This window comes from Photobacterium arenosum (assembly GCF_014841115.1).
GTDB lineage: Bacteria > Pseudomonadota > Gammaproteobacteria > Enterobacterales > Vibrionaceae > Photobacterium > Photobacterium arenosum.
This window is the reverse complement of record NZ_JACYTP010000018.1, coordinates 63,740-83,877: the sequence shown is the minus strand read 5'-3', so window position 1 is coordinate 83,877 and position 20,138 is coordinate 63,740. Positions and strand designations below refer to the sequence as shown.

21 protein-coding genes are annotated in these 20,138 nt (G+C 50.5%); 9 read left to right on the top strand and 12 right to left on the bottom strand.

The window, feature by feature from the left end:
- Nucleotides 1-298: 298 nt before the first annotated feature.
- The 6 genes from IFO68_RS20290 to gmhB all read right to left on the bottom strand — a co-directional run bounded on the left by IFO68_RS20290 (nt 299) and on the right by gmhB (nt 6,800).
- The gene (locus IFO68_RS20290; protein WP_192017604.1) at nt 299-1,117 is read right to left on the bottom strand and encodes an ABC transporter ATP-binding protein; all 819 of its coding nucleotides are present in this window, start codon (nt 1,115-1,117) and stop codon (nt 299-301) included.
- A 32-nt stretch (nt 1,118-1,149) separates the two neighbouring features.
- Nucleotides 1,150-2,019: an ABC transporter ATP-binding protein gene (locus IFO68_RS20285; protein ID WP_192017603.1), complete on the bottom strand. Its 870-nt coding sequence runs from the start codon at nt 2,017-2,019 to the stop codon at nt 1,150-1,152.
- A gap of 16 nt (nt 2,020-2,035) precedes the next feature.
- Complete coding sequence (locus IFO68_RS20280) at nt 2,036-3,868, bottom strand: extracellular solute-binding protein (protein WP_192017602.1); 1,833 nt, start codon at nt 3,866-3,868, stop codon at nt 2,036-2,038.
- A gap of 33 nt (nt 3,869-3,901) precedes the next feature.
- On the bottom strand, nt 3,902-4,945 hold the full coding sequence (locus IFO68_RS20275) for an ABC transporter permease (protein ID WP_192017601.1): 1,044 nt from the start codon (nt 4,943-4,945) through the stop codon (nt 3,902-3,904).
- A gap of 1 nt (nt 4,946) precedes the next feature.
- Nucleotides 4,947-5,972, bottom strand: coding sequence for an ABC transporter permease subunit (locus IFO68_RS20270; protein ID WP_192017600.1), 1,026 nt, complete (start codon nt 5,970-5,972; stop codon nt 4,947-4,949).
- A gap of 270 nt (nt 5,973-6,242) precedes the next feature.
- Complete coding sequence (gene gmhB / locus IFO68_RS20265) at nt 6,243-6,800, bottom strand: D-glycero-beta-D-manno-heptose 1,7-bisphosphate 7-phosphatase (protein WP_192017599.1); 558 nt, start codon at nt 6,798-6,800, stop codon at nt 6,243-6,245.
- Nucleotides 6,801-7,141: 341 nt separating this feature from the next.
- Between gmhB and metN the strand changes: the two genes are divergently transcribed.
- The 3 genes from metN to IFO68_RS20250 all read left to right on the top strand — a co-directional run bounded on the left by metN (nt 7,142) and on the right by IFO68_RS20250 (nt 9,800).
- Nucleotides 7,142-8,176: a methionine ABC transporter ATP-binding protein MetN gene (metN, locus tag IFO68_RS20260; protein ID WP_192017598.1), complete on the top strand. Its 1,035-nt coding sequence runs from the start codon at nt 7,142-7,144 to the stop codon at nt 8,174-8,176.
- Nucleotides 8,166-8,852, top strand: coding sequence for a methionine ABC transporter permease (locus IFO68_RS20255; RefSeq protein WP_120513953.1), 687 nt, complete (start codon nt 8,166-8,168; stop codon nt 8,850-8,852). The genes metN and IFO68_RS20255 overlap by 11 nt, the downstream gene beginning before the upstream one ends.
- Before the next feature lie 123 nt (nt 8,853-8,975).
- A complete protein-coding gene (locus IFO68_RS20250) occupies nt 8,976-9,800 on the top strand; it encodes a MetQ/NlpA family lipoprotein (protein WP_192017597.1) in 825 nt (274 codons plus the stop codon).
- Nucleotides 9,801-9,905: 105 nt separating this feature from the next.
- Here IFO68_RS20250 and ykgO read toward each other — a convergent pair whose 3' ends face one another.
- Together ykgO and IFO68_RS20240 are read right to left on the bottom strand one after the other, a co-directional pair.
- Complete coding sequence (ykgO, locus tag IFO68_RS20245; RefSeq protein WP_192017596.1) at nt 9,906-10,049, bottom strand: type B 50S ribosomal protein L36; 144 nt, start codon at nt 10,047-10,049, stop codon at nt 9,906-9,908.
- Nucleotides 10,046-10,309 (bottom strand): type B 50S ribosomal protein L31, encoded by a 264-nt coding sequence (locus tag IFO68_RS20240; protein WP_192017610.1) that lies wholly within the window; start codon nt 10,307-10,309, stop codon nt 10,046-10,048. The genes ykgO and IFO68_RS20240 overlap by 4 nt, the downstream gene beginning before the upstream one ends.
- Nucleotides 10,310-10,452: 143 nt before the next feature.
- Between IFO68_RS20240 and tsaA the strand changes: the two genes are divergently transcribed.
- The 6 genes from tsaA to IFO68_RS20210 all read left to right on the top strand — a co-directional run bounded on the left by tsaA (nt 10,453) and on the right by IFO68_RS20210 (nt 15,726).
- Nucleotides 10,453-11,175, top strand: a complete 723-nt coding sequence (tsaA, locus tag IFO68_RS20235) for a tRNA (N6-threonylcarbamoyladenosine(37)-N6)-methyltransferase TrmO (RefSeq protein WP_192017595.1) — start codon at nt 10,453-10,455, stop codon at nt 11,173-11,175.
- Nucleotides 11,176-11,302: 127 nt separating this feature from the next.
- Nucleotides 11,303-13,018, top strand: a complete 1,716-nt coding sequence (locus IFO68_RS20230; protein ID WP_192017594.1) for a proline--tRNA ligase — start codon at nt 11,303-11,305, stop codon at nt 13,016-13,018.
- Between the two features lie 165 nt (nt 13,019-13,183).
- A complete protein-coding gene (locus tag IFO68_RS20225) occupies nt 13,184-14,308 on the top strand; it encodes a patatin-like phospholipase family protein (RefSeq protein WP_192017593.1) in 1,125 nt (374 codons plus the stop codon).
- A gap of 93 nt (nt 14,309-14,401) precedes the next feature.
- A complete protein-coding gene (locus IFO68_RS20220; RefSeq protein WP_192017592.1) occupies nt 14,402-15,256 on the top strand; it encodes a GGDEF domain-containing protein in 855 nt (284 codons plus the stop codon).
- Nucleotides 15,257-15,331: 75 nt separating this feature from the next.
- Complete coding sequence (locus IFO68_RS20215; protein WP_192017591.1) at nt 15,332-15,541, top strand: YaeP family protein; 210 nt, start codon at nt 15,332-15,334, stop codon at nt 15,539-15,541.
- A complete protein-coding gene (locus tag IFO68_RS20210; RefSeq protein WP_192017590.1) occupies nt 15,538-15,726 on the top strand; it encodes a DUF4250 domain-containing protein in 189 nt (62 codons plus the stop codon). Before IFO68_RS20215 ends, IFO68_RS20210 begins: the two co-directional genes overlap by 4 nt.
- A 72-nt stretch (nt 15,727-15,798) precedes the next feature.
- On the opposite strand, the gene IFO68_RS20205 is transcribed toward IFO68_RS20210, so the two are convergent.
- From IFO68_RS20205 to accA, 4 genes are all read right to left on the bottom strand, one after another.
- Complete coding sequence (locus IFO68_RS20205; RefSeq protein ID WP_192017589.1) at nt 15,799-17,148, bottom strand: sodium-dependent transporter; 1,350 nt, start codon at nt 17,146-17,148, stop codon at nt 15,799-15,801.
- A gap of 174 nt (nt 17,149-17,322) precedes the next feature.
- Nucleotides 17,323-17,631, bottom strand: coding sequence for a c-type cytochrome (locus IFO68_RS20200; RefSeq protein WP_192017588.1), 309 nt, complete (start codon nt 17,629-17,631; stop codon nt 17,323-17,325).
- 70 nt (nt 17,632-17,701) lie between these two features.
- Nucleotides 17,702-19,012, bottom strand: a complete 1,311-nt coding sequence (tilS, locus tag IFO68_RS20195; protein WP_192017587.1) for a tRNA lysidine(34) synthetase TilS — start codon at nt 19,010-19,012, stop codon at nt 17,702-17,704.
- A gap of 165 nt (nt 19,013-19,177) precedes the next feature.
- Nucleotides 19,178-20,137 (bottom strand): acetyl-CoA carboxylase carboxyl transferase subunit alpha, encoded by a 960-nt coding sequence (gene accA, locus IFO68_RS20190; RefSeq protein ID WP_192017586.1) that lies wholly within the window; start codon nt 20,135-20,137, stop codon nt 19,178-19,180.
- Nucleotide 20,138: the final 1 nt, after the last annotated feature.

Genomic DNA, 20,138 nt, shown 5'->3' with positions numbered 1-20,138 from the left:
GACTGTGCCGGTAACTCTTTTATAAAAAGTGCTACCAATTGGTCACTCAGTTCACTGATAAATCTTTTATGACTGTATCATTGTCGAGTGCCCACACAGATTGCATGGTCAAATTGTTAAAGAACGTTTTGTTATCCCGTTAAGCCGTGCGGTTTATCGTGACAACGAGGGCGCATTATAGAGAGATGTTCTTACAGCGCAATAGTTTTTTTTGATTTTTATTTCGTTGGTCTATTTTTTAGACAACACCAAAACATACAGCCTAAAAACAGCACATTTCACCCACTTTAAAAGGAAATTATTGAGGTACTGCAGGTCTTTTCCGTTGCGATGGATGGCTGATAGGGATCGCAGCTAATAAGGTTTTCGTATAATCCGCTTTCGGTGCATGATAAATCTCTTCAGCCGTTCCTATCTCAACAAGTTTGCCGAAGTACATAACCGCGACTCTGTCTGATACATGCTTTACGACTGACAAATCGTGAGAAATGAAAATCACGGTGAGTTTCATCTCCTGTTGCAGCGCCAGTAACAGGTTCAATATCTGCGCCTGGACAGAGACATCCAAAGCAGAGACAGATTCATCACAGATTAATAATTTAGGTTTTAGTGCAATCGCGCGGGCAATTCCGATTCGTTGGCGCTGCCCGCCAGAAAACTCATGAGGATACCGATTAATGGCAGTAGCAGGTAAATCGACTTTATTCAGCAATTCCAGTACCCATTGCTTACGCTCGGCTGATGTTCCTACATTATGGATAATAAATGGCTCTTCCAGAATCATGCCTACCGTATGTCGCTGATTCAGCGATTCCAGAGGATCCTGAAACACAATCTGCATATCTTTTCTGAGCGGGCGCATCTGGCGAGGAGACAAGTGCGTAATATCCTTACCGTCGAAAAAGATGTTACCTTCTGTCGGCTCATGCAACTTCAGAATGGTTCGGCCCAGTGTACTTTTGCCGCAGCCGGATTCCCCCACCAGCCCTAAGGTCTCTCCTTTTCTTATTGAAAAAGAGACACCATCAACGGCTTTCACTGTGTAGCCCTTTTTAAATATTCCTTTACCTGAAACAAAGTGCTGCTTCAGGTTCTCAATACGTAAAATGTCGTCCATGAAGACACCCACTCCTTTGCGTAGTTGCCACTCTATTCCCCAAATTCCGGAAACCTTGATGGATCTATGGGTTCAAGCGGAATCATTTGTTTGCTTGGACGTTCAGCGCTGGGCATCAATCCCAACAGCCGTTGGGTGTAGGGATGCCGGGGATGGTCGAACAACTCAAACACATCGGCCGTTTCCAGCACTTTACCGCCATACATAACAGCCACATCATCACAAATTTCCGCCACTACACCCAAATCATGGGTAATAAAGATCATCGCCATCTGGGTTTCTTCCTGCAGTGCCTTCATCAATTTCAGGATTTCGGCCTGGATCGTGACATCCAGTGCCGTGGTCGGCTCATCACAGATCAGAATGTCTGGCTTGCAGGCCAGCGCCATGGCGATCATCACCCGTTGCCGCATGCCGCCGGACAAGCTGTGGGGATATTCATGCAGGCGTTTTTCGGCCATGGGTATCTGCACTTTATTCAGCATGTCCAGTGAATAACGGTTACGCTCCTTTTTGTTCAGTTCCGGACGATGAAGCGCCAGCACTTCGTTAAGCTGTTTACCTATGGTGTACACAGGATTGAGTGCTGTCATTGGGTCCTGAAAGATCATTGATATGCGATCGCCACGCATAGCGCACATGTCCTGGGCGGAAAGTTCGAGTAAGTTCGTCTCCCGGTACAAAACCTTGCCATTGGTTACCCGGCCATAAGGCTTTGGCAGCAGGCCCATGACAGATATGGCCGTCACGCTTTTGCCTGACCCTGACTCGCCGACCAACCCAAGAGTGCGGCCTTTTCTGACATCAAATGACACGCCGTGCAGTACCTTTACCACACCGTCATCTGTGCAAAACTCAGTTTCCAGCCCCTCTACCCGCAGGATAACCTGATGCTCGTTCATTTCGCCCTCCGCCCGCTTACAGCTTGTATGCCTCTTCCATGATAGTGACGGGCTCGAAGGTTTTGCCTGACTTCATAGCCGCTTTGGTTTCACGCTTCAGCGACTCATCAATCCAATACGTGCCCAGATCCCGGAACGTCCCCGAGGGAAACAGAAATTCAGTGGATTTTGTCATCGCCGGTTGCGGTATCTGCAGCCAGCGCCAGTAAGCTTCACGGGCATAGGGGCGCATGTAACCAGGAATAATGACGCTGGCCTGATCCACAATGACCTGTATTTGCTTGGCGAGAGCTTTCTTTTTATTCAAGTCAAATTCGGAACGATAGGCCAGGATCAGCCGGTCTAATTCAGGGGTGCTGTAATTGGTGAAGTTATTATTCTGCGGCTTATTGGCGTTCTCAGAGTAGAAATATTCCCAGTATTGGGGGATTTCGCTGGTGCCCATAGAGTGAAAAGAGAGCTCGTGCTTTTTCTCCAGCACATATTTGAATGCCGATGAACCATCAACCAGATTCAGGGTGTATTCGAGCCCGGCCAGTTTGGCCTGTTCTTTCAGATAAGCCACTTGTGATGTCAGGTAGCCGTAGCTGTAGGTGATAGCAAACGAAAGCCGCTGTCCTTTATCGTTGATCCGAATGCCATCCGGGCCAATGTTACCGAACCCCGCTTTTGTAAAATATTCAATCGCGGTATCCGGATCAAACGGTGGCGCTTTCAGCTCGCTGTTGGTGTAATCACCATGCCCGACTCCCATCGGGTTGGGTTTCCTGATGACATCACCACGTAAGACTTTCTCAATCAGACCATCAAAATCGGTGGCGTATGCCAGGCCTTTACGGATATCCAGATTCCCCAGCAGTGGTTTGGCGGTATTTAGCCATAATCCACCCGCGCCCATGGGGACTTGATTATATCCCCAAAACTTATGGATGTAGCCATGCTCAAAATTGGGGGTGTCCGACTTCTCGCGCCACAACTCAGGGGTGTCCAGCCAGAAAGAGTCCAGATTGCCTTTTTCAAAGTGCTGACGGGCAATGTCTTTGTCGCGTATCACTTTGACGCGAATTTTCTCGACATTATAACGATACAGATAATAAGGATTTGAGTATCCCCACCAGTCTTTGCCAACATGTTTGAAAGTGATCGACTTGCCTTTTTTGATATCGTCAATGTAATACGGGCCGGCGGACGGCTCGGCTTTAAAGTTGTAGTAGCGAACAAAGTTATCTTCTACCCCATCACTGTTTTTATCGACTTTCGGTTTATAGAAATGAGCGGGACGGGGCTGCAGATTGGTGTACAGCATCAACTCTTCTTTATTACGTTTTTCTGCTGATACCACAGCAAAGGTGTGAGCATCATATTTAACGACATCGGCAATCTGCTGGGTATAAAAGGTGTTATACCAGGGGGCAACTATGTCTTTGGAGCGCATAAACGTCAGTACATAGATGAAATCATCCGCCGTAATAGGCTTTCCATCAGACCATCTGGCGTTGGGGTTAATACGATAATAAACGGTTTTATCGTCATTGCCATAAGCCCATTCACTGGCGATATCCGGGATCCAGGCCTTGGTATCAGGATGACGGGTTACTGCAGCGGGTCGGCTGTCAAGCAGCCAGGTACGGAAGCGGCCGTTGGAATCCGGTCCGACGATACGAAATGTCTGCGGAAAACTCTCAATATAAGTATTAAAAGTGCCGCCGAATTTGGCATGCGGAGAAGCAAAACGCGGCTCATGCAGATTAGACTCCCATTTCAGCCCGGCCGGAAGCTCGGCTGCCCCTGCCGGTGCACCGCTCAATGTGATGGTCCAAAAGGCGAAAATGTTCAGTATCTTTCTCATCGTACATCCTTGTTATCTGGCTACACGTCTTTATTAACTATAACGGGTAAATTTTTTCGGATCGAAAGCCGCACGCACGCTCTCGCCGATAAAGGTCACCATTACCAGGACCAGCACGATGGCCGTCACCACGGTAATCACTATCCAGGGCGCACCCAAATTTGATTTCCCTTGCTGCAGTAAATCTCCCCAGCTGGGTGTCGGCGGCATTAAGCCCAGACCAAGATAATCCAGTGCCGTTAACGCCGTAATATTGGCTGCTATGGTAAACGGAGCCAATGTCACTATCATCACCATAACATTGGGCAAAATGTGGGCGTAAAGAATCCGCCAGTTTGAGGCGCCCAGTGCCTTCGCGGCCATGACGTAATCCCGGGCCACTTCTTTGTAGGTCATAGTGCGCATGTACCAGGTCATCCCCATCCAGCCGAACAGCACATTGATGGCGACAAAAAGCGTAAACGAAGGCTGAGTGATAGAGACAAGTATCATGATGACATAGAGAAAAGGCACCATTGACCAGATTTCAATAAAACGCTGCACCAGCAAGTCAAACTTTCCGCCCCAAAAACCCATCGCGCAACCAACGGCTGTACCTATGGCGTAGGAAATGGCCATGGTCATTAAGGCAAACCCCATAGTGATACGAAAACCGTAAACCAGCCGGGCTAGAATATCCCGCCCTATGGTATCGGTGCCAAGATAATGCCGGGACTGGGCGTCAGGCGCGGTGGGAGGATAATCCCCGCTAAAATCCTGTTCATAGGGGTTCCAGGGCACAAGCGGCATCAGCACAAAATTATCCGTATCGCTTTGCGAAAAAGCCTGCTGCAATTCCCGGTACTGTGCCTCGCTTTGGTACTCCTGCCCGAACTGAGTGCCAGGCAGCACATCGCTGACGACCGGAAAATAGTACTCCCCCTGATACTTGACGATCAGCGCTTTGCTGTTAATCAAAAACTCGGCAAAGAAGGATAACACCAGCAGTGTGGATAATATTATCAGTGACCAGTAACCTCGCTTTATCGTTTTAAAACGCTGGATTTTCTTTTTTGTCAGTGGGCTCAGTGTCAGCATCTCAGGCTCCGAATCTCACTCGGGGATCAATCATGGCAACACAAGCATCGGAAATGATATTGCCCAGCATTAATAACGCAGCATTTATCGCAACGATTCCCATCACCACAGGATAGTCCCGCTCAATGATAGATTCGTACCCCAGCAGACCGATCCCATCAATATTGAATATCACCTCAATCAAGAAAGACCCTGTCATAAAGAACAGCAAGGAGTTGCCAAAGTGGCTGGCGATAGGAATAAGACTATTGCGGAGCGCATGGCGGCGAACCGCGGTCGAAAAGGGTAACCCTTTAGCGATAGCTGTACGGATATAATCCGCTGACAATGTTTCCATCATGTTGTTTTTCATCGTCATTGTCAGGGTGGCAAAATCACCAATCAGATAACAAATCAGCGGCAGACAGGCATGCCAGAGGATATCTTTAACCTGCTGCCAGAGTGATTCATAGTCATCGAAATCGTCACTGACAAAGCCGCCCATTGGAAACCATTCCAGCTGATAGCTGAAAAGCGTAATAAGCATCACCCCTACCACATACCCCGGCAAGGCATAACCGACAAAAATCAGAATTGAAGATCCGGAGTCAAAGCCGCTGCCGTGTTTTAAGGCTTTGTAGTAACCCAGAGGAATAGAGATAAAGTAACTGAGAAAAAAGGTCACACCGCCGTAGAACATGGACACCGGCAGCCTGTCCATAATCATGTCCCAGACAGGTTCGTAGTAACGGGTCGACAATCCGAAGTCCAGATGCAGCATTTTCATCAGCCACTCGGAATAAGCTTCAAAGACCGGCTTGTCTAATCCGTAAAACGCATTGAGTTCGGCCAGTTGATCTTCTGACAGTGCATTGCTTTCCCCTGCCATAGAAGGAGACATAGACATACTTTGCTGCGCCTGAATACTGGCCAGCATACGCTCGACCGGTCCGCCCGGCACAAAACGGGTGAGGGCAAAAATAAGAATCGTAATGCCGATAAAAGTGGGGATTACCAGCACCAAACGGCGCAAAAAGTATGAAAGCATGAAGGTAAATGACTCCTGTCATTGTCCGCCTGTTCCTTGGTCTAGTCAGTATAGCAGTTGGTTGAATGTTTAATGATGATCCAAACAGCAGCCTGCTCACTATTTGACAATAAAAACATGAGTTTATATTTCCCCCTGTATCAAAGGGAAAATACTGTCCTGATATTCTGACCCACCTGGCAGGCCATCAGAGTGGTCACTATACAGATATAAAAAAACAGACACGTTTTGAGCGTGTCTGTTTTTGTGAACCTTAAAGATGCCGGACAGTTAGTTGCTGGCCGCTAACCAGGCCGGGACATCCGCGACACTGTCGAGCACAACCGAAGCCAGTGCCTCCCCTTCTTGAGTGACTGGCTTACCGGTACGCACCAGAATTCTGGTGCCCACGTCAGCCGCTTGCGCCGCTGTCATATCATCGGTTTTATCGCCAATCATCACTGAACGGGCCATATCAATGTTCAGAAAATCGCGGGCTGAAATAAACATGCCTGGCTTGGGCTTGCGGCAATCACAATCTTGCAGATAATCGCCCTTTCCTTCTGTCGGGTGATGCGGGCAGTAATAGATGCCGTCAAATTCAACACCGTTATCGACAAAATTCCAGTCCATCCACTCTGTCAGGGTCAGGAATTCATCTTCGGTATACATGCCTCTGGCAATACCGGCCTGATTGGTCACCAGCACCAGAAGGTAACCCTGCTCTTTCAGTTTCTTGCAGGCGTCAAACACCCCTTCGATATATTCAAAATCGTCAACAGTATGGACATAGCCGTGATCAACGTTAATGACGCCGTCACGATCAATAAACACAGCAGGCTTAGCCAAGCGATCACCTAAAGATAGAAATCAAATTCGCTAAATTATGGCATGGCTGACACACGGAATCATCTCTTTATCCTCAGGCAGACTGGCTGACACTTTTCCGGCTGAATCGCAGTGTTTTTTGATTTAGCCGTCTAGACGTAAAAATATCTATTGACTTAGCCATCTAGACACCCTAGCATCCACAACAGATGACACGGAAAAATTCCGGTAACACAAGAAGATGACAAGGTCTATCGCTTAAACTACACACAAAAACACTAATGCAGGCGAAATTACGACCATAAAGCTATGCTGGTTTACAACACAGCAAGCAAGTTAAAAAAGCAGTAGCAGGACACAGCATGATAGAGATCAACAGGGTCAATAAAACCTTCAAAGTCGGGGATAAAGACATCCACGCCTTACGCGATATCAACCTCAGCATTGAGCAAGGCACAATTTTTGGTGTCATCGGTGCGTCCGGTGCGGGAAAAAGTACCCTGATACGTTGCGTTAACTTGCTTGAGAAGCCAACCTCAGGACACATCATTGTTGATGGTATCGATCTCACTCAGCTCTCTAATCAGGAATTAACACTGGCTCGCCGTAAAATCGGCATGATTTTCCAGCACTTCAATCTGTTATCGTCCCGCACCGTTTTCGACAATGTCGCGCTGCCGCTGGAACTGGCTGGCACGGATAAAGCGGAAGTCAAACGCAAAGTAACCGAATTGCTCAATCTGGTTGGTTTAGCTGACAAACATCAGTCCTACCCGTCAAACCTCAGCGGCGGACAAAAACAACGGGTGGCTATTGCCCGTGCCCTGGCCTCTGATCCTAAAGTTTTGTTGTGTGACGAAGCCACCAGCGCACTGGATCCGGCCACCACCCAGTCCATTCTTGAGTTACTGAAAGAAATCAATAATAAGCTGAACCTGACAATTTTGCTGATCACCCATGAAATGAACGTGGTGAAAAGCATCTGTTCAGAAGTGGCCATCATAGGCAACGGCGAGCTGGTCGAGAAAGGTCCGGTGGGTGATATCTTTGCCCATCCGAAAACAGAACTGGCACGTGAATTTATCCGTTCTACCTTAGATCTGTCGATACCGGAAGATTATAAAGCGCGCCTGGAAACAGAGCGTACAGAGACTAACTACCCTCTGATACGGCTGGAATTCACCGGCGCTTCCGTGGATGCGCCACTGCTCAGTCAGGCATCGCGGCAGTTCGGTATTGATGCCAACATTCTGAGTGCCGACATGGACTATGCCGGCGGTGTGAAGTTCGGCCTGATGCTGGCGGAATTTTTTGGCTCTGAAGAAGCGACACAACAAACCATCGCTTTCCTTCGCGAACACAAAGTAAATGTAGAGGTGCTGGGTTATGTTGCTTGATTCTATCGCCACCTGGTGGCAAACCAACGAACGCCTGATTGGTCTGCTGACGGACGCTTTAGGCGAAACACTGATGATGGTCTTCGCTTCCGGCCTGATTGGTTTCGCCATCGGCATTCCTGTGGGTGTCGCTCTGCACCTGACCAAGCCCAACGGCCTGCTGGCCAACCCGGGCTTTAATAAAGTGCTGGGTGGTGTGGTTAATATCGGCCGCTCCATCCCGTTCATTATTCTGCTGGTGGCCATTATTCCATTCACCCGCTTTGTGGTGGGCAGTTCCATCGGTACTGCGGCGGCCATTGTGCCACTGACAGTCGGCGCAATTCCCTTTATCGCCCGTCTGGTGGAAGGTGCACTGCTCGAAGTACCCAGCGGTCTGGTTGAAGCCGCGCAAGCTATGGGTGCCACGCCAGTGCAAATCATTCGCAAGGTACTGCTGCCGGAAGCGCTGCCGGGCATTATTAATGCCGTCACCATTACTCTGGTCACTCTGGTCAGCTACTCGGCCATGGCAGGTACAGTCGGCGGCGGCGGTTTAGGTGATGTCGGTATCCGCTATGGTTATCAGCGCTTTGACGGCACAGTCATGATGATCACTGTGATCATGCTGGTCGTGTTAGTACAGCTGATCCAGTCCGCCGGGGATCATCTGGTCCGCCGCGTCGACCACAGATAAGTTTGACGGGAACACAACAGAAAACTCACATCCGCCGGACATGGCTTGCCGGCGAAACCGATAAGTTACAGAAATACAACGACAACAAAGTACAGGGATTCCCTGAACAATAGGAGAAGTACAATGGCTCTGAATATTAAACATTTCTTTGCAGTCGCGGGTCTGGCGTCAGCTCTGGCACTGACTGGCTGTGGCGAAAAACAGGAATCTACCGCTGCTGCTGACAACAGCAAAATCAAAGTGGGTGTGATGGCCGGTGCAGAAGCGCAGGTAGCTGAAGTGGCCGCCAAAGAAGCCAAAGACAAGTATGGTCTGGACGTTGAGCTGATCACTTTCACCGACTATGTGTCACCTAACGCGGCGCTGGAAGAAGGCTCGATCGACGTTAACGCCTTCCAGCATAAGCCTTATCTGGATCAGCAAATTAAAGACCGTGGCTACAAGTTCGCGATTGCCGGTAACACCTTTGTCTACCCGATTGCAGCCTACTCAAGCAAAATCGCTTCTATCGATGAGCTGCAAGACGGTGATCAGATCGCAGTGCCAAACGATCCAACCAACCTGGGCCGCTCGCTGCTGTTGCTGCAGCAACAAGGTCTGATCAAACTTAAAGACGGCGCAGGCCTGACAGCCACTGTGCTGGATATCGTTGAAAATCCAAAGAACCTGGACATCGTTGAACTGGAAGCACCGCAACTGCCGCGCTCTCTGGATGACGTCAAACTGGCCATTATCAACAACACCTACGCCAGCACTATCGACTTGTCTCCGGATCATGACGGTATCTTTGTGGAAGACAAAGAATCACCTTATGTGAACCTGATTGTTGCCCGTGAAGATAACGTGAATGCCGAAAACGTGCAGACCTTTATCAAGGCATATCAGTCTGATGCGGTGAACGATGCAGCGATGGAGATCTTCAAAGGCGGCATTGTCAAAGGCTGGTAAGCCATCGCCTCACAACACCTTGCCGATAAAAGTTCAAAAGCCCCTGCAAAGGGGCTTTTGTTGTTCTGGATGGGGAACAATGATCTGATCAGACCGCTCGGTCGTTTACTTCTTCTTTTTCACCGTACCCTGCACGGCTTTAAAGCGTGGATTGGATTTACAAATTACGTAAATGCGGCCACGTCGCTTGACCACCTGGCAATCTCTATGGCGCAGCTTGGCGCTTTTGAGTGAGCTTAATACCTTCATTGTGCTTCCTTATTTCCAAACGCCGCAAAACGGCGGTTAAAGTTTGCCATCCGGCCTTCTGTCTTAATCACCCGCTGCTTGCCGGTGTAGAAAGGGTGCGATTCAGACGACACGTCCAGCAAGAAGTAGGGGTACTCCTTGCCGTCCTGCCATGTGATGGTTTTATCTGTCTTCAGTGTCGAGCCGACAACGAAATATTTATCTACGCTAGTGTCGTGAAACACCACTTTACGGTACTCGGGATGGATACCTGGTTTCATCATGCCTCCTCGCATTAAATGCTATAGTATAACATAACACTTAATGCGCTTTTCCCACAACAAGATTTTCAGCAACACCACATTGAGATGTGCTAAGGTCTGGCAGATATGATCTGCAGCGACATGCACGAATGACAGAGAAAATGACTTTTCAGATTGAGCCAATTGGTGTCATCCACTCCCCTTACAAAGAGAAATTCGCCGTTCCCCGTCAGCCCGGCCTGGTACCCAGTGCCAGAGCAACCCTGGTGCTTTGCGGCGATGCGAACACGCCGGAATCGATCAGAGGCATAGAACAGTTCAGCCATTTGTGGCTGCTGTTTTTATTTGATCAGAACCTGGCGGCGGGCTGGCGCCCTACCGTGAGACCGCCCAGACTAGGCGGTAATGACCGCATCGGCGTCTTTGCCAGCCGGGCCACTTTTCGCCCTAACGGTATAGGGATGTCAGCGATCAAGCTGATCGGCGTGCGGCAGGAAAAAGGTCAGGTGCTGTTGGATTTGGCCGGTGTGGATTTGGTTGACGGTACGCCTGTCATTGACATCAAACCCTATATTCCCTATTCCGACAGTGTGCCGGATGCCGGTGGCGGCTTTGCGGCAGAGACACCTGAACTGCTTCCCGTCGAGTTTACCCCTGCTGCACTGGCCCAGCTTGATGGCGAAGACGCAGCCTATCAACAAGCGGTGATTGAAGAAGTACTGGCGCAGGATCCCCGCCCGGCCTATAAGAAAGCGAAAACGGATGACAAGCGCTATGGCGTACTATTGTTTGACTACAACGTACTGTTTCGGTTTGAAGGCCATAAAGTCCTGGTCGAACAAATAGTCGCCTCCGGGCAAGCTGACCTTACAGACTATACTTAACCTGTTTTCCGGTGACTGAAGTCACCGGACAGCCAATAAGCCTCGGGTTCCCTTTGGCGAAAGACAGATACGCTGCTAATATACTGCTCTCAATATTAATCCTCATAATTACCAACGGATACCATCAATGCGTACCAGTAAATATCTTCTTTCTACCCTGAAGGAGACTCCAAACGACGCAGAAGTCATCAGCCACCAACTGATGCTACGTGCAGGTATGATCCGTAAGCTGGCCTCAGGTTTGTACACCTGGCTGCCTACAGGTCTGCGTGTCCTGCGTAAGGTCGAAACCATTGTTCGCGAAGAAATGAACAATGCCGGTGCAGTCGAAACACTGATGCCTGTGGTTCAGCCGTCTGAACTGTGGCAGGAAACAGGCCGCTGGGACAAATTCGGTCCTGAGCTGCTGCGAATTGCTGACCGCCATGACCGACCGTTTGTACTGGGCCCGACGCACGAAGAAGTGATCACTGACATCGTGCGTAATGAGGTGAAATCCTACAAGCAGTTGCCACTGAACCTGTACCAGATCCAGACCAAGTTCCGTGATGAAGTTCGTCCCCGTTTCGGTGTGATGCGCTCACGTGAATTCATCATGAAGGATGCCTACTCCTTCCACCTGGATAAAGACAGCCTGCAAGACACCTATAACGACATGTACCGTGCTTACAGCAACGTCTTCAGTCGCATGGGTCTGGATTTCCGTGCCGTGCTGGCAGATACCGGTTCTATCGGCGGCAGCGGCTCGCACGAGTTCCACGTTCTGGCCGAAAGTGGCGAAGATCTGATTGCCTTCTCTACCGAGTCGGAATACGCCGCCAACATCGAAAAAGCCGAAGCGCTGGCGCCTGCCATCGAGCGTGCAGAGCCAGCAGAGGAGATGAAGCTGGTTGATACACCAAATGCTAAAACCATCGCTGAGCTGGTTGAGCAATTTGGCCTGCCGGTTGAAAAAACCGTTAAAACACTGTTCGTGAAAGCGTCTGAAGAGTCAGACGCAGAATTAATCGCTCTGATCGTACGTGGCGATCACGAACTCAACGAAGTGAAAGCAGAAAACCTGGATTGTGTTGCCAAACCACTGGAGTTTGCGACAGAAGAAGAAATCCGCGCCGTTGTGAATGCCGGCCCGGGCTCACTGGGACCTGTCAATCTGCCTGCCACTTTCATTGTTGACCGCAGCGTTGCCGTGATGAGCGACTTCGGTGCCGGTGCCAACATTGACGGCAAACACTACTTTGGCATCAACTGGGGTCGTGACGTAGAACTGGGTCGTGTCGAAGATATTCGCAATGTGATTGAAGGTGACCCAAGCCCATGCGGTAAAGGGACTATCTTGCTCAAACGCGGTATCGAAGTGGGCCATATTTTCCAGCTGGGAACTAACTACTCTTCATCCATGAACGCCACTGTGCTGGATGCCAACGGCAAGCAGGCCGTAATGGAAATGGGTTGTTACGGCATTGGCTGTACCCGAGTGGTCGCAGCGGCTATCGAACAGAATAACGATGAGAACGGTATTATCTGGCCGGATGCCATTGCGCCGTTCCAGGTGGCCATTGTGCCGATGAACATGCACAAATCAGAAGAAGTTCAGCAGGCTGCTGAAGCACTGTATACGGATCTGACGGCTGCCGGTATCGAGGTACTGTTTGATGATCGTAAAGAACGTCCTGGCGTCATGTTTGCCGATATGGAACTGATCGGTGTGCCACATACTGTGGTGATCGGCGATCGCAGCCTGAAAAACGGTGAAGTGGAATACAAAGACCGCCGCACAGGTACGAAAGAGCCTGTGGCCGCCGGCAGCATTTCAAACTTCATTAAGCAAAAGCTGGCTTAAGCCTTTGCTGACCCGTAATATTAAAAAAAGCCTCCGGACGGAGGCTTTTTTGTGTCTGTGCCACATATACTCAGTTTAAATTACAAATAAACTGAGTATTATCACTAGACTAGACGCCACCAGTGTCTGTCGCATCTGTTTAGTATCTTGAGTGGAACGTTTTGCATGGGCAAGGAAAAGCCAAAAATCAGTCTCTTGCTTTCAGGGGGTGGCGCCAGAGCGGCCTACCAGGTTGGCGTACTGAAAGCGATTTCTGAGTGGTATCCCCGTAACCATCACAGCCCTTTTGTCATCTACAGTGGTACCTCTGCCGGTGCCATTAACGCTACTGCGATTGCCTGTTATGCATCCTGTTTTCGATTAGGAGTAAAAAAGCTGGAATGGATCTGGGCACGCCTGCACAGCAGACGGGTGTTCCGTTCTAGTGGTTGGGGCATCACCCAGCATTTATCACATCAACTGCTGGCAAGGCTGCGGGCAGAACATCACCCCAGGCCGCCGTTCGGGTTACTGGACAATCGGCCACTGCGCCTGTTGCTGAACCAGGTCAATAATTACGGCCGGCTGGAACAGCAGATCCTGGCAGGTAATCTGCACGGTATTTCCATCACAGCCTCCAGCTATAAAAGCGGGAAAACCGTCAGCTTTTTTCAGGGCCAGCAGAGTATTACGCCCTGGACCTATTCGAAATCCAAAGGACGCCGTTCACTGATCACCACAGAGCACCTGCTGGCCTCATCGGCCATCCCTTTTGTCTTCCCGGCCAGCCGGATTGGACAGGCATACTATGGCGACGGATCAATTCACCAACTGACGCCACTGCGTCCTTCGATGAAAATGGGCGCAGATAAGATTCTGATCATTGATTTGATCAATCAAAGATTACGGCCGCAAGATCCCACCCAGGCCCCTGGCGTAGGCATGTTGACAGGCCATCTGATGGATACCATTTTCAGTGATACCATGGCCGCTGAGCTGGAGCATCTGGAATACACCAATACTTTGCTCAGCAAGCTGCCAGACGATGAAAGGCGCAAGATGGCAGTCAAATCGGTTGATACCCTGCACCTGTACCCGAGTCAGTCATTTGAGCCTCTGGCCCAGGCTTTCTATCACCATATGCCGCTGGCCGCCCGCTCTCTGATGCGCTTATTAGGCATCAGTCCCAAGGACGATGCCGCCCTTACCAGCTATATACTTTTCGAGCCCAATTACATACACGCACTGATTAATCTCGGTTATTTGGATGCCCAGGAGAGAGAAAGTGAGCTACGTTCGTTTTTAGAATAAAAACAATGGGAGATTTTCATTTCATTCCATTTTCTATTGATCTAGTTCCAAAATCTCATATATTAAAAACCTTGCTTATCAATGATATTAGTCATGGATCCAATTATCTGGCACAAAAAGCAAACCGACACCTGCCGAACCCGCGCCAAGCCGCTGGGTGCGGATCAGCGCTTGCTTATCCTGCAAAAAATGCAGGGCAAACCTGAGCTGTCTGTGCTGCTGGAAGTCTTTGCACTGGAAGTTGAGAAACAGATTGATATCAGTCGCATGCTTTGGCGCCATGAAACCACCACCACCCTGATACGCCACGGGCAAGGAACGGACAACCGCCAGTGCTTTGCCCTGCGGTATGCCGATCACTCTCTGGGGGAGATCCAGTACGACACGCCTTACGCACTGGATCAAGATGAAATTAACCTTCTCCATACCTACCACAGGCTCCTGGCCGGCCCGTTATTCAGTGCGATAGAGTATCGCCGGATCAAAGAAATGGCGATGCGGGATCATCTGTCCGGCCTGCGTAACCGCAGCTGTCTGGATCAGGACATACTGCATGCCATCGCCATGAGTGATCGCCGCCAGGTTGGCCTGGTACTTCTATTGTTTGATCTGGACAACTTCAAGCAGGTCAATGATAAATATGGCCACCTGGATGGCGATAACGTTATCCGCCGTTTTTCGTCGATCCTGAAACAATCAGTCCGCACCTCAGACCGATGTTACCGCATGGGCGGAGATGAATTTGTCCTGTTGCTGCAACCGGCCTCTGAGCAGTCTGCACGCAAGGTCATTCACCGCGTCATGACGCGGATAGATCAGGACCATACCCTGCGCAGCCTGGACATAGGCACCTCGATTGGCGCCACCCCCTATCGGCGTGGTGATACGCCGATAAGCTTATTAGAGCGGGCAGATCGCCAGCTCTACCAGCACAAGCGCTCTAAATAACCCTCTTCACTCGATCTCAATAGCCGATAGCGGTAAGCTCTGACTCATCTTTCGTGACCATAATCAGGAGACACTATGAAAGTCGCTGACTGCTGCGAGCTTGTCCGTCAGAGTTACAGCCAGATTGGCAGTGGAGATCAGGGCTATATCCCTGCCGCGATTGCCTGCGCCGTACGTGCTTTAAATAATGTCGCGGCCAGCTCTGAGGTGCCGCAGTCCATCCGAGATCAAGCAGCCTTTGCCGCTGCAAATTTATTGATCAGTGATCACGAGGACGCAGAATGAATCTGAAAACCTTCGACACCATGGATCCTGTCATGCTGATGAGCATCGTCAATATGAAGATACGCGATGAGTTTGGCGATCTGGACGCTCTGGTCCGCTATTACGAGATTGACAAAGATAAACTGATCGCCAGGCTTGCTACTGCCGGATTTGACTATTTACCCGACGCCAGGCAATTTCGCTAAATACCGCAACACAAAAAACGGAAAGCCAGGCTTTCCGTTTTTTGTGTTGCGTGATGTTCTAAAGCGATTGAGTTAGCTGAAAGAAGACACCAAGACCGCGATGACCAGCACAGGGCAAACAAACTTCAGATACACAGGCCAGATTTTCCAGAACAGCGACTTCTCCAGTTCCGGGCTACCTTCGCTCAGCTCTTCCAGTTTACGGTGACGAGACCATACCCAACCACCAAACACAGTGAACAACAAGGCCGCTACGGGCTGGAAATACTGGGTGGCTATGGTCGCCACCAGGCCAAACAGCTGGCCAAAGTTAAAGATAATCACCGCACTGAATACGGCAATAACCCCGCCCAAAACCCAGCTTGTCGCTTTACGGTCCGTTTCAAAGCGCTCACTGACCAAAGCCACCGGGCACTCCAGCATTGAAATCGAAGACGTCAGCGCCGCAATGGTCATCAAGACAAAAAACACCAGTGCAATCAGCTGACCGGCAAAGCCCAGGCTGTCAAACAGCAGCGGCAGTACGGTAAATACCAGGGTATCCGATCCCAGCAACGAACCGTCTTCAGCGTATATCGCCACCCCTTTCTGCATGGCAACAAACATCGCGGGCAGCACCACCAGACCGGCGATAAAGGCCACCGCCGTATCAACCAGGGTGACGCTCAGTGCCATTTTGGGCAGGCTCTCTTTCTTGCTCAGGTAAGAGCCGTAAATCAACATTGAGCAACCGCCGATCGTCAGGGAGAAAAAGCCCTGCCCCATTGCTGCCAGCAATAGCTTAGGTTCCAGTACCTTACTGAAATCAGGAATCAGATAATGCTTCAGACCTTCCATTGCCCCATCCTGAGTCATGATGTAGACAAACATCAGAAGGAAAAGCACAAACAGCGCCGGCATCAAGCGGGTAGACCATTTTTCAATTCCCTGCTTCACCCCGCTTTGTACGATCAAAATGGTCAGCAAATAAAAGATAGCCGCACCAAACAGGTTACGAGAGACAGAAAAACCTTTCAGCCAGGCGGTGACATCTGCCATTCCCAGAATATCGGTAACAGCCGCCAGCAGAAAGGTTACCAGCCAGCCGGCCACTATGCTGTAAAATGCCAGCACCAGACAAGGAACCATCAGGCCAACCCAGCCCACCAACGCACCCGCACGCTTTGCTGTCGGGTTATCGCTCAGGCTTCGCATACTGTCTACCGGGTTAGCCTGACCATAACGACCAATCGCCATTTCAACGATCAACATAGGAAAAGCCACCACCAGAATCATCAGGAGATAAACCAGCAGGAAAGCGCCGCCACCATTACTGGCCGCTTGAGTGGGGAACCCCCAGATGTTACCCAACCCTACCGCTGCTCCTGCAGCCGCGAGGATAAAGCCTATCCGTGAGCCAAAATGTTCGCGTGTTCCTGCCATGCTTTACAACCCTACCGTATCAGTGAACTAGTACAATATATTTATTGGTGGATTTTATCAATGCCAGTGAATCCAACTGGTCAATATTACAGCAACCAGAAGATTGTTTAATCGCGAAGAGAATGAAGGGAGTTTATCCGCCCAGCCCCGCCGGGCGGATACGGGTGGCCGTTACTACATTTGCGAGAAGTAAGCCGCCAGATTATCAATATCTGTATCACTCAGCATTGCAGCCTGCGCCTGCATCAACATGGCGTTGCCACCATTTCGTTCTTTATTCTTGTAAGCTTTCAGGGCATAAACCAGATACTGCTCATTCTGGCCATTCAGGTTGGGATAGCCCGGAATCAAAGTCTTACCATCAGCACCGTGGCAAGCGGCACAAATAGCGGCCTTTCCCTTACCGGCCTCGGCATCACCTGCAGCCATAACAGGAAGTGAAAATAGTGCCGCAGCCAGTGTCAGCGTCATTGCTTTTTTCATAAGATCCTCATTATTTTACTTATATCGACATTCAAACACTGATTGACTATCTACATTCCTGACCCCGGTGTCAGTGTAGGTGATCACACTTCCAGACTAACTCGCATTCATTGCCTTCAAAGCCTTCGACCACAAATAAGCCCGCCACCGCGGCCAGTTTGTCACCATAAAACAGTAAGGGTGTCTGGCGCCGACGCCAGCTGGGCACCCCATACTCTTGAAACAGCTTTTTCAGCTTGCGGCTGCCTGCACGCCCCAGTGGTTGTGCCTGCAGACCACTGGGGTCAAAAGTAACCCACACCCGCTCACCCGGCTCAGGGCTGCGCAGATGTCCGCCAGACAGACTGCTGAGTGTAATAACGCCCAGCGAAGCCGGTAGCGGACAAGGGATATCCGGGGTGATCTCCCGGCGCCATTCCGTCACATCCTGCCGGGGCCGGACCGCATATAAACGAGACTGAAAGCGGCGTATATCGTATCCGCTCAACGACACACAAGGGTTAGCGTCTTCACGAGCCAGGCAAACCGCCTGCCAGATTTGTTCCAGTTGCGCTTTAGAGGGAACAGACAGGTTCTGGTGCTGCAACCAGAGACGCACCAGCGCTCTGCCCTGTTTCTCGTCCGTCACTGTGCTCAGATCTATGCTGCCGTCTGGCGCACTCATCTGATGAAGTTTGTCTGTCAGTAAGGATTCCAGCAATGACTGCTGCTCGCCGCACAATGCGGCGCTTCGTGCTACAGCCTGCCGTAATCCCGGCCAGCGTGATGTCAGTGCCGGCACAATGTCCAGCCGCAAAAAATTACGGTCAAAACGCCTGTCCTGATTGCTCTCATCGTCCACCCAGTCCAAATGATGCTCATTGGCATAGGCTTGTAACTCGGCGCGGCTGACATCAAGCAAAGGGCGTAGGTGTAAGCCATTGGCAAAGGGTTTGACCTCGGGCATTGCAGCCAGACCGGCAGGGCCACTGCCGCGCTTTAACGCCAGCAAGACAGTTTCCAGCTGATCGTCGGCATGCTGCGCGGTCAGCAGGTACTCCTGAGACTGAACATACCCCGCCAGTGCGTCATAGCGAGCTTCTCTCGCGGCCTGTTCCAGACTGATACGGTTACCCGACGGCACACTGACTCGTTCCCAGTGAAAGGTCACCCCATCTTTCTTCGCCCAGGCTGCGCACTGTGCTAACCAGCGATCCGCATTCGGGCTTAAGCCGTGATGCACATGCACAGCAATCGACTGATAATGCGGATACTTTTGTACAAACCGACTCAAAAGATGCAGTAAAACACGGGAATCCAGTCCGCCGCTGAGCGCAAGAACAAGCTGTGATGGCTGCGGGCAAAGGCGCAAGAGGGTGTCAGAGAAATGAGTAAACAACATAAATGTCAGCAATTCTGCTCTGTGATCTGTGGCAATAAGGCTATCTTATATCAGTGCAGTGCCAGGTGTTAGTGCTGCTTTGGGCCCGTGTGCAACAACGACGCGCAACAGATAGCAAAACGGGCCGTCTGTGGCGACCCGTTGATCTGTATCCGGAAGTGCTTATCAGCAGTAGCCGTAACTCAGCAAACGCTGATAACGACGCTCCCGCAGGCTGTCATCATCCAGGCCTTCCAGATCGTTCAGTGTATTAAGCAGTTGCTGCTTGATCCGCGAAGCCATCACAGGCACGTCACGGTGCGCACCACCGAGAGGCTCTTCAATGATGTTATCAATCAGACCCAGCTCTTTCAGACGATTTGCTGTCATACCCATAGCTTCTGCAGCCTGAGGGGCTTTATCAGAATCACGCCACAGAATCGACGCGCAGCCTTCCGGGGAGATCACTGAATAAGTCGAGTATTGCAGCATATTCACGCAATCACCGACACCGATCGCCAGTGCGCCGCCAGAGCCGCCTTCACCGACCACGTTACAAATCACAGGTACGCTCAAACCGGCCATGACTTTCAAGTTCATAGCGATGGCTTCAGACTGACCGCGTTCCTCGGCACCCACACCAGGGTACGCGCCTGCTGTGTCTATAAAAGTGATGATCGGCATGCGGAAACGCTCAGCCATTTTCATCAGGCGCAATGCCTTACGGTAGCCTTCAGGTTTAGGCATACCGAAGTTACGCAATACTTTTTCACGGGTCTCTCGGCCTTTCTGATGGCCAATCACCATAACCGGACGGCCATCCAGACGGGCGATACCGCCGATCAGGGCTTTATCGTCGGCAAATGCACGATCACCGGCCAGCGGATCGAATTCAGTAAAGATATGCTCGATATAATCCAGCGTATACGGACGCTGCGGGTGACGGGCCAGTTGTGCGACCTGCCAAGCGCCCAGATCGCCAAAAATCTTTTTGGTCAGTTCCAGGCTTTTTTGTTCAAGCTGTGCAATTTCTTTGTCCAGATCAACCGAAGCCGATTTATCACGGTGCGATACATCGCGCAGTGCTTCAATTTTGGCTTCTAGCTCGGCAATGGGTTGTTCAAAATCAAGGAAGTTCAGGCTCATA

Bases quoted from the DNA above. Each gene is read 5' to 3' on its own strand.
- IFO68_RS20220 (WP_192017592.1), top strand. From the start codon at position 14,402: ATGGATCCAATTATCTGGCACAAAAAGCAAACCGACACCTGCCGAACC.
- IFO68_RS20285 (WP_192017603.1), bottom strand. From the start codon at position 2,019: ATGAACGAGCATCAGGTTATCCTGCGGGTAGAGGGGCTGGAAACTGAG.
- IFO68_RS20215 (WP_192017591.1), top strand. From the start codon at position 15,332: ATGAAAGTCGCTGACTGCTGCGAGCTTGTCCGTCAGAGTTACAGCCAG.
- IFO68_RS20210 (WP_192017590.1), top strand. From the start codon at position 15,538: ATGAATCTGAAAACCTTCGACACCATGGATCCTGTCATGCTGATGAGC.
- accA (WP_192017586.1), bottom strand. From the start codon at position 20,137: ATGAGCCTGAACTTCCTTGATTTTGAACAACCCATTGCCGAGCTAGAA.
- IFO68_RS20240 (WP_192017610.1), bottom strand. From the start codon at position 10,309: ATGAAACCAGGTATCCATCCCGAGTACCGTAAAGTGGTGTTTCACGAC.
- IFO68_RS20290 (WP_192017604.1), bottom strand. From the start codon at position 1,117: ATGGACGACATTTTACGTATTGAGAACCTGAAGCAGCACTTTGTTTCA.
- tsaA (WP_192017595.1), top strand. From the start codon at position 10,453: ATGACTTTTCAGATTGAGCCAATTGGTGTCATCCACTCCCCTTACAAA.
- tilS (WP_192017587.1), bottom strand. From the start codon at position 19,012: ATGTTGTTTACTCATTTCTCTGACACCCTCTTGCGCCTTTGCCCGCAG.
- IFO68_RS20250 (WP_192017597.1), top strand. From the start codon at position 8,976: ATGGCTCTGAATATTAAACATTTCTTTGCAGTCGCGGGTCTGGCGTCA.
- IFO68_RS20280 (WP_192017602.1), bottom strand. From the start codon at position 3,868: ATGAGAAAGATACTGAACATTTTCGCCTTTTGGACCATCACATTGAGC.
- ykgO (WP_192017596.1), bottom strand. From the start codon at position 10,049: ATGAAGGTATTAAGCTCACTCAAAAGCGCCAAGCTGCGCCATAGAGAT.
- IFO68_RS20205 (WP_192017589.1), bottom strand. From the start codon at position 17,148: ATGGCAGGAACACGCGAACATTTTGGCTCACGGATAGGCTTTATCCTC.
- IFO68_RS20225 (WP_192017593.1), top strand. From the start codon at position 13,184: ATGGGCAAGGAAAAGCCAAAAATCAGTCTCTTGCTTTCAGGGGGTGGC.
- IFO68_RS20255 (WP_120513953.1), top strand. From the start codon at position 8,166: ATGTTGCTTGATTCTATCGCCACCTGGTGGCAAACCAACGAACGCCTG.
- IFO68_RS20275 (WP_192017601.1), bottom strand. From the start codon at position 4,945: ATGCTGACACTGAGCCCACTGACAAAAAAGAAAATCCAGCGTTTTAAA.
- IFO68_RS20230 (WP_192017594.1), top strand. From the start codon at position 11,303: ATGCGTACCAGTAAATATCTTCTTTCTACCCTGAAGGAGACTCCAAAC.
- IFO68_RS20200 (WP_192017588.1), bottom strand. From the start codon at position 17,631: ATGAAAAAAGCAATGACGCTGACACTGGCTGCGGCACTATTTTCACTT.
- IFO68_RS20270 (WP_192017600.1), bottom strand. From the start codon at position 5,972: ATGCTTTCATACTTTTTGCGCCGTTTGGTGCTGGTAATCCCCACTTTT.
- metN (WP_192017598.1), top strand. From the start codon at position 7,142: ATGATAGAGATCAACAGGGTCAATAAAACCTTCAAAGTCGGGGATAAA.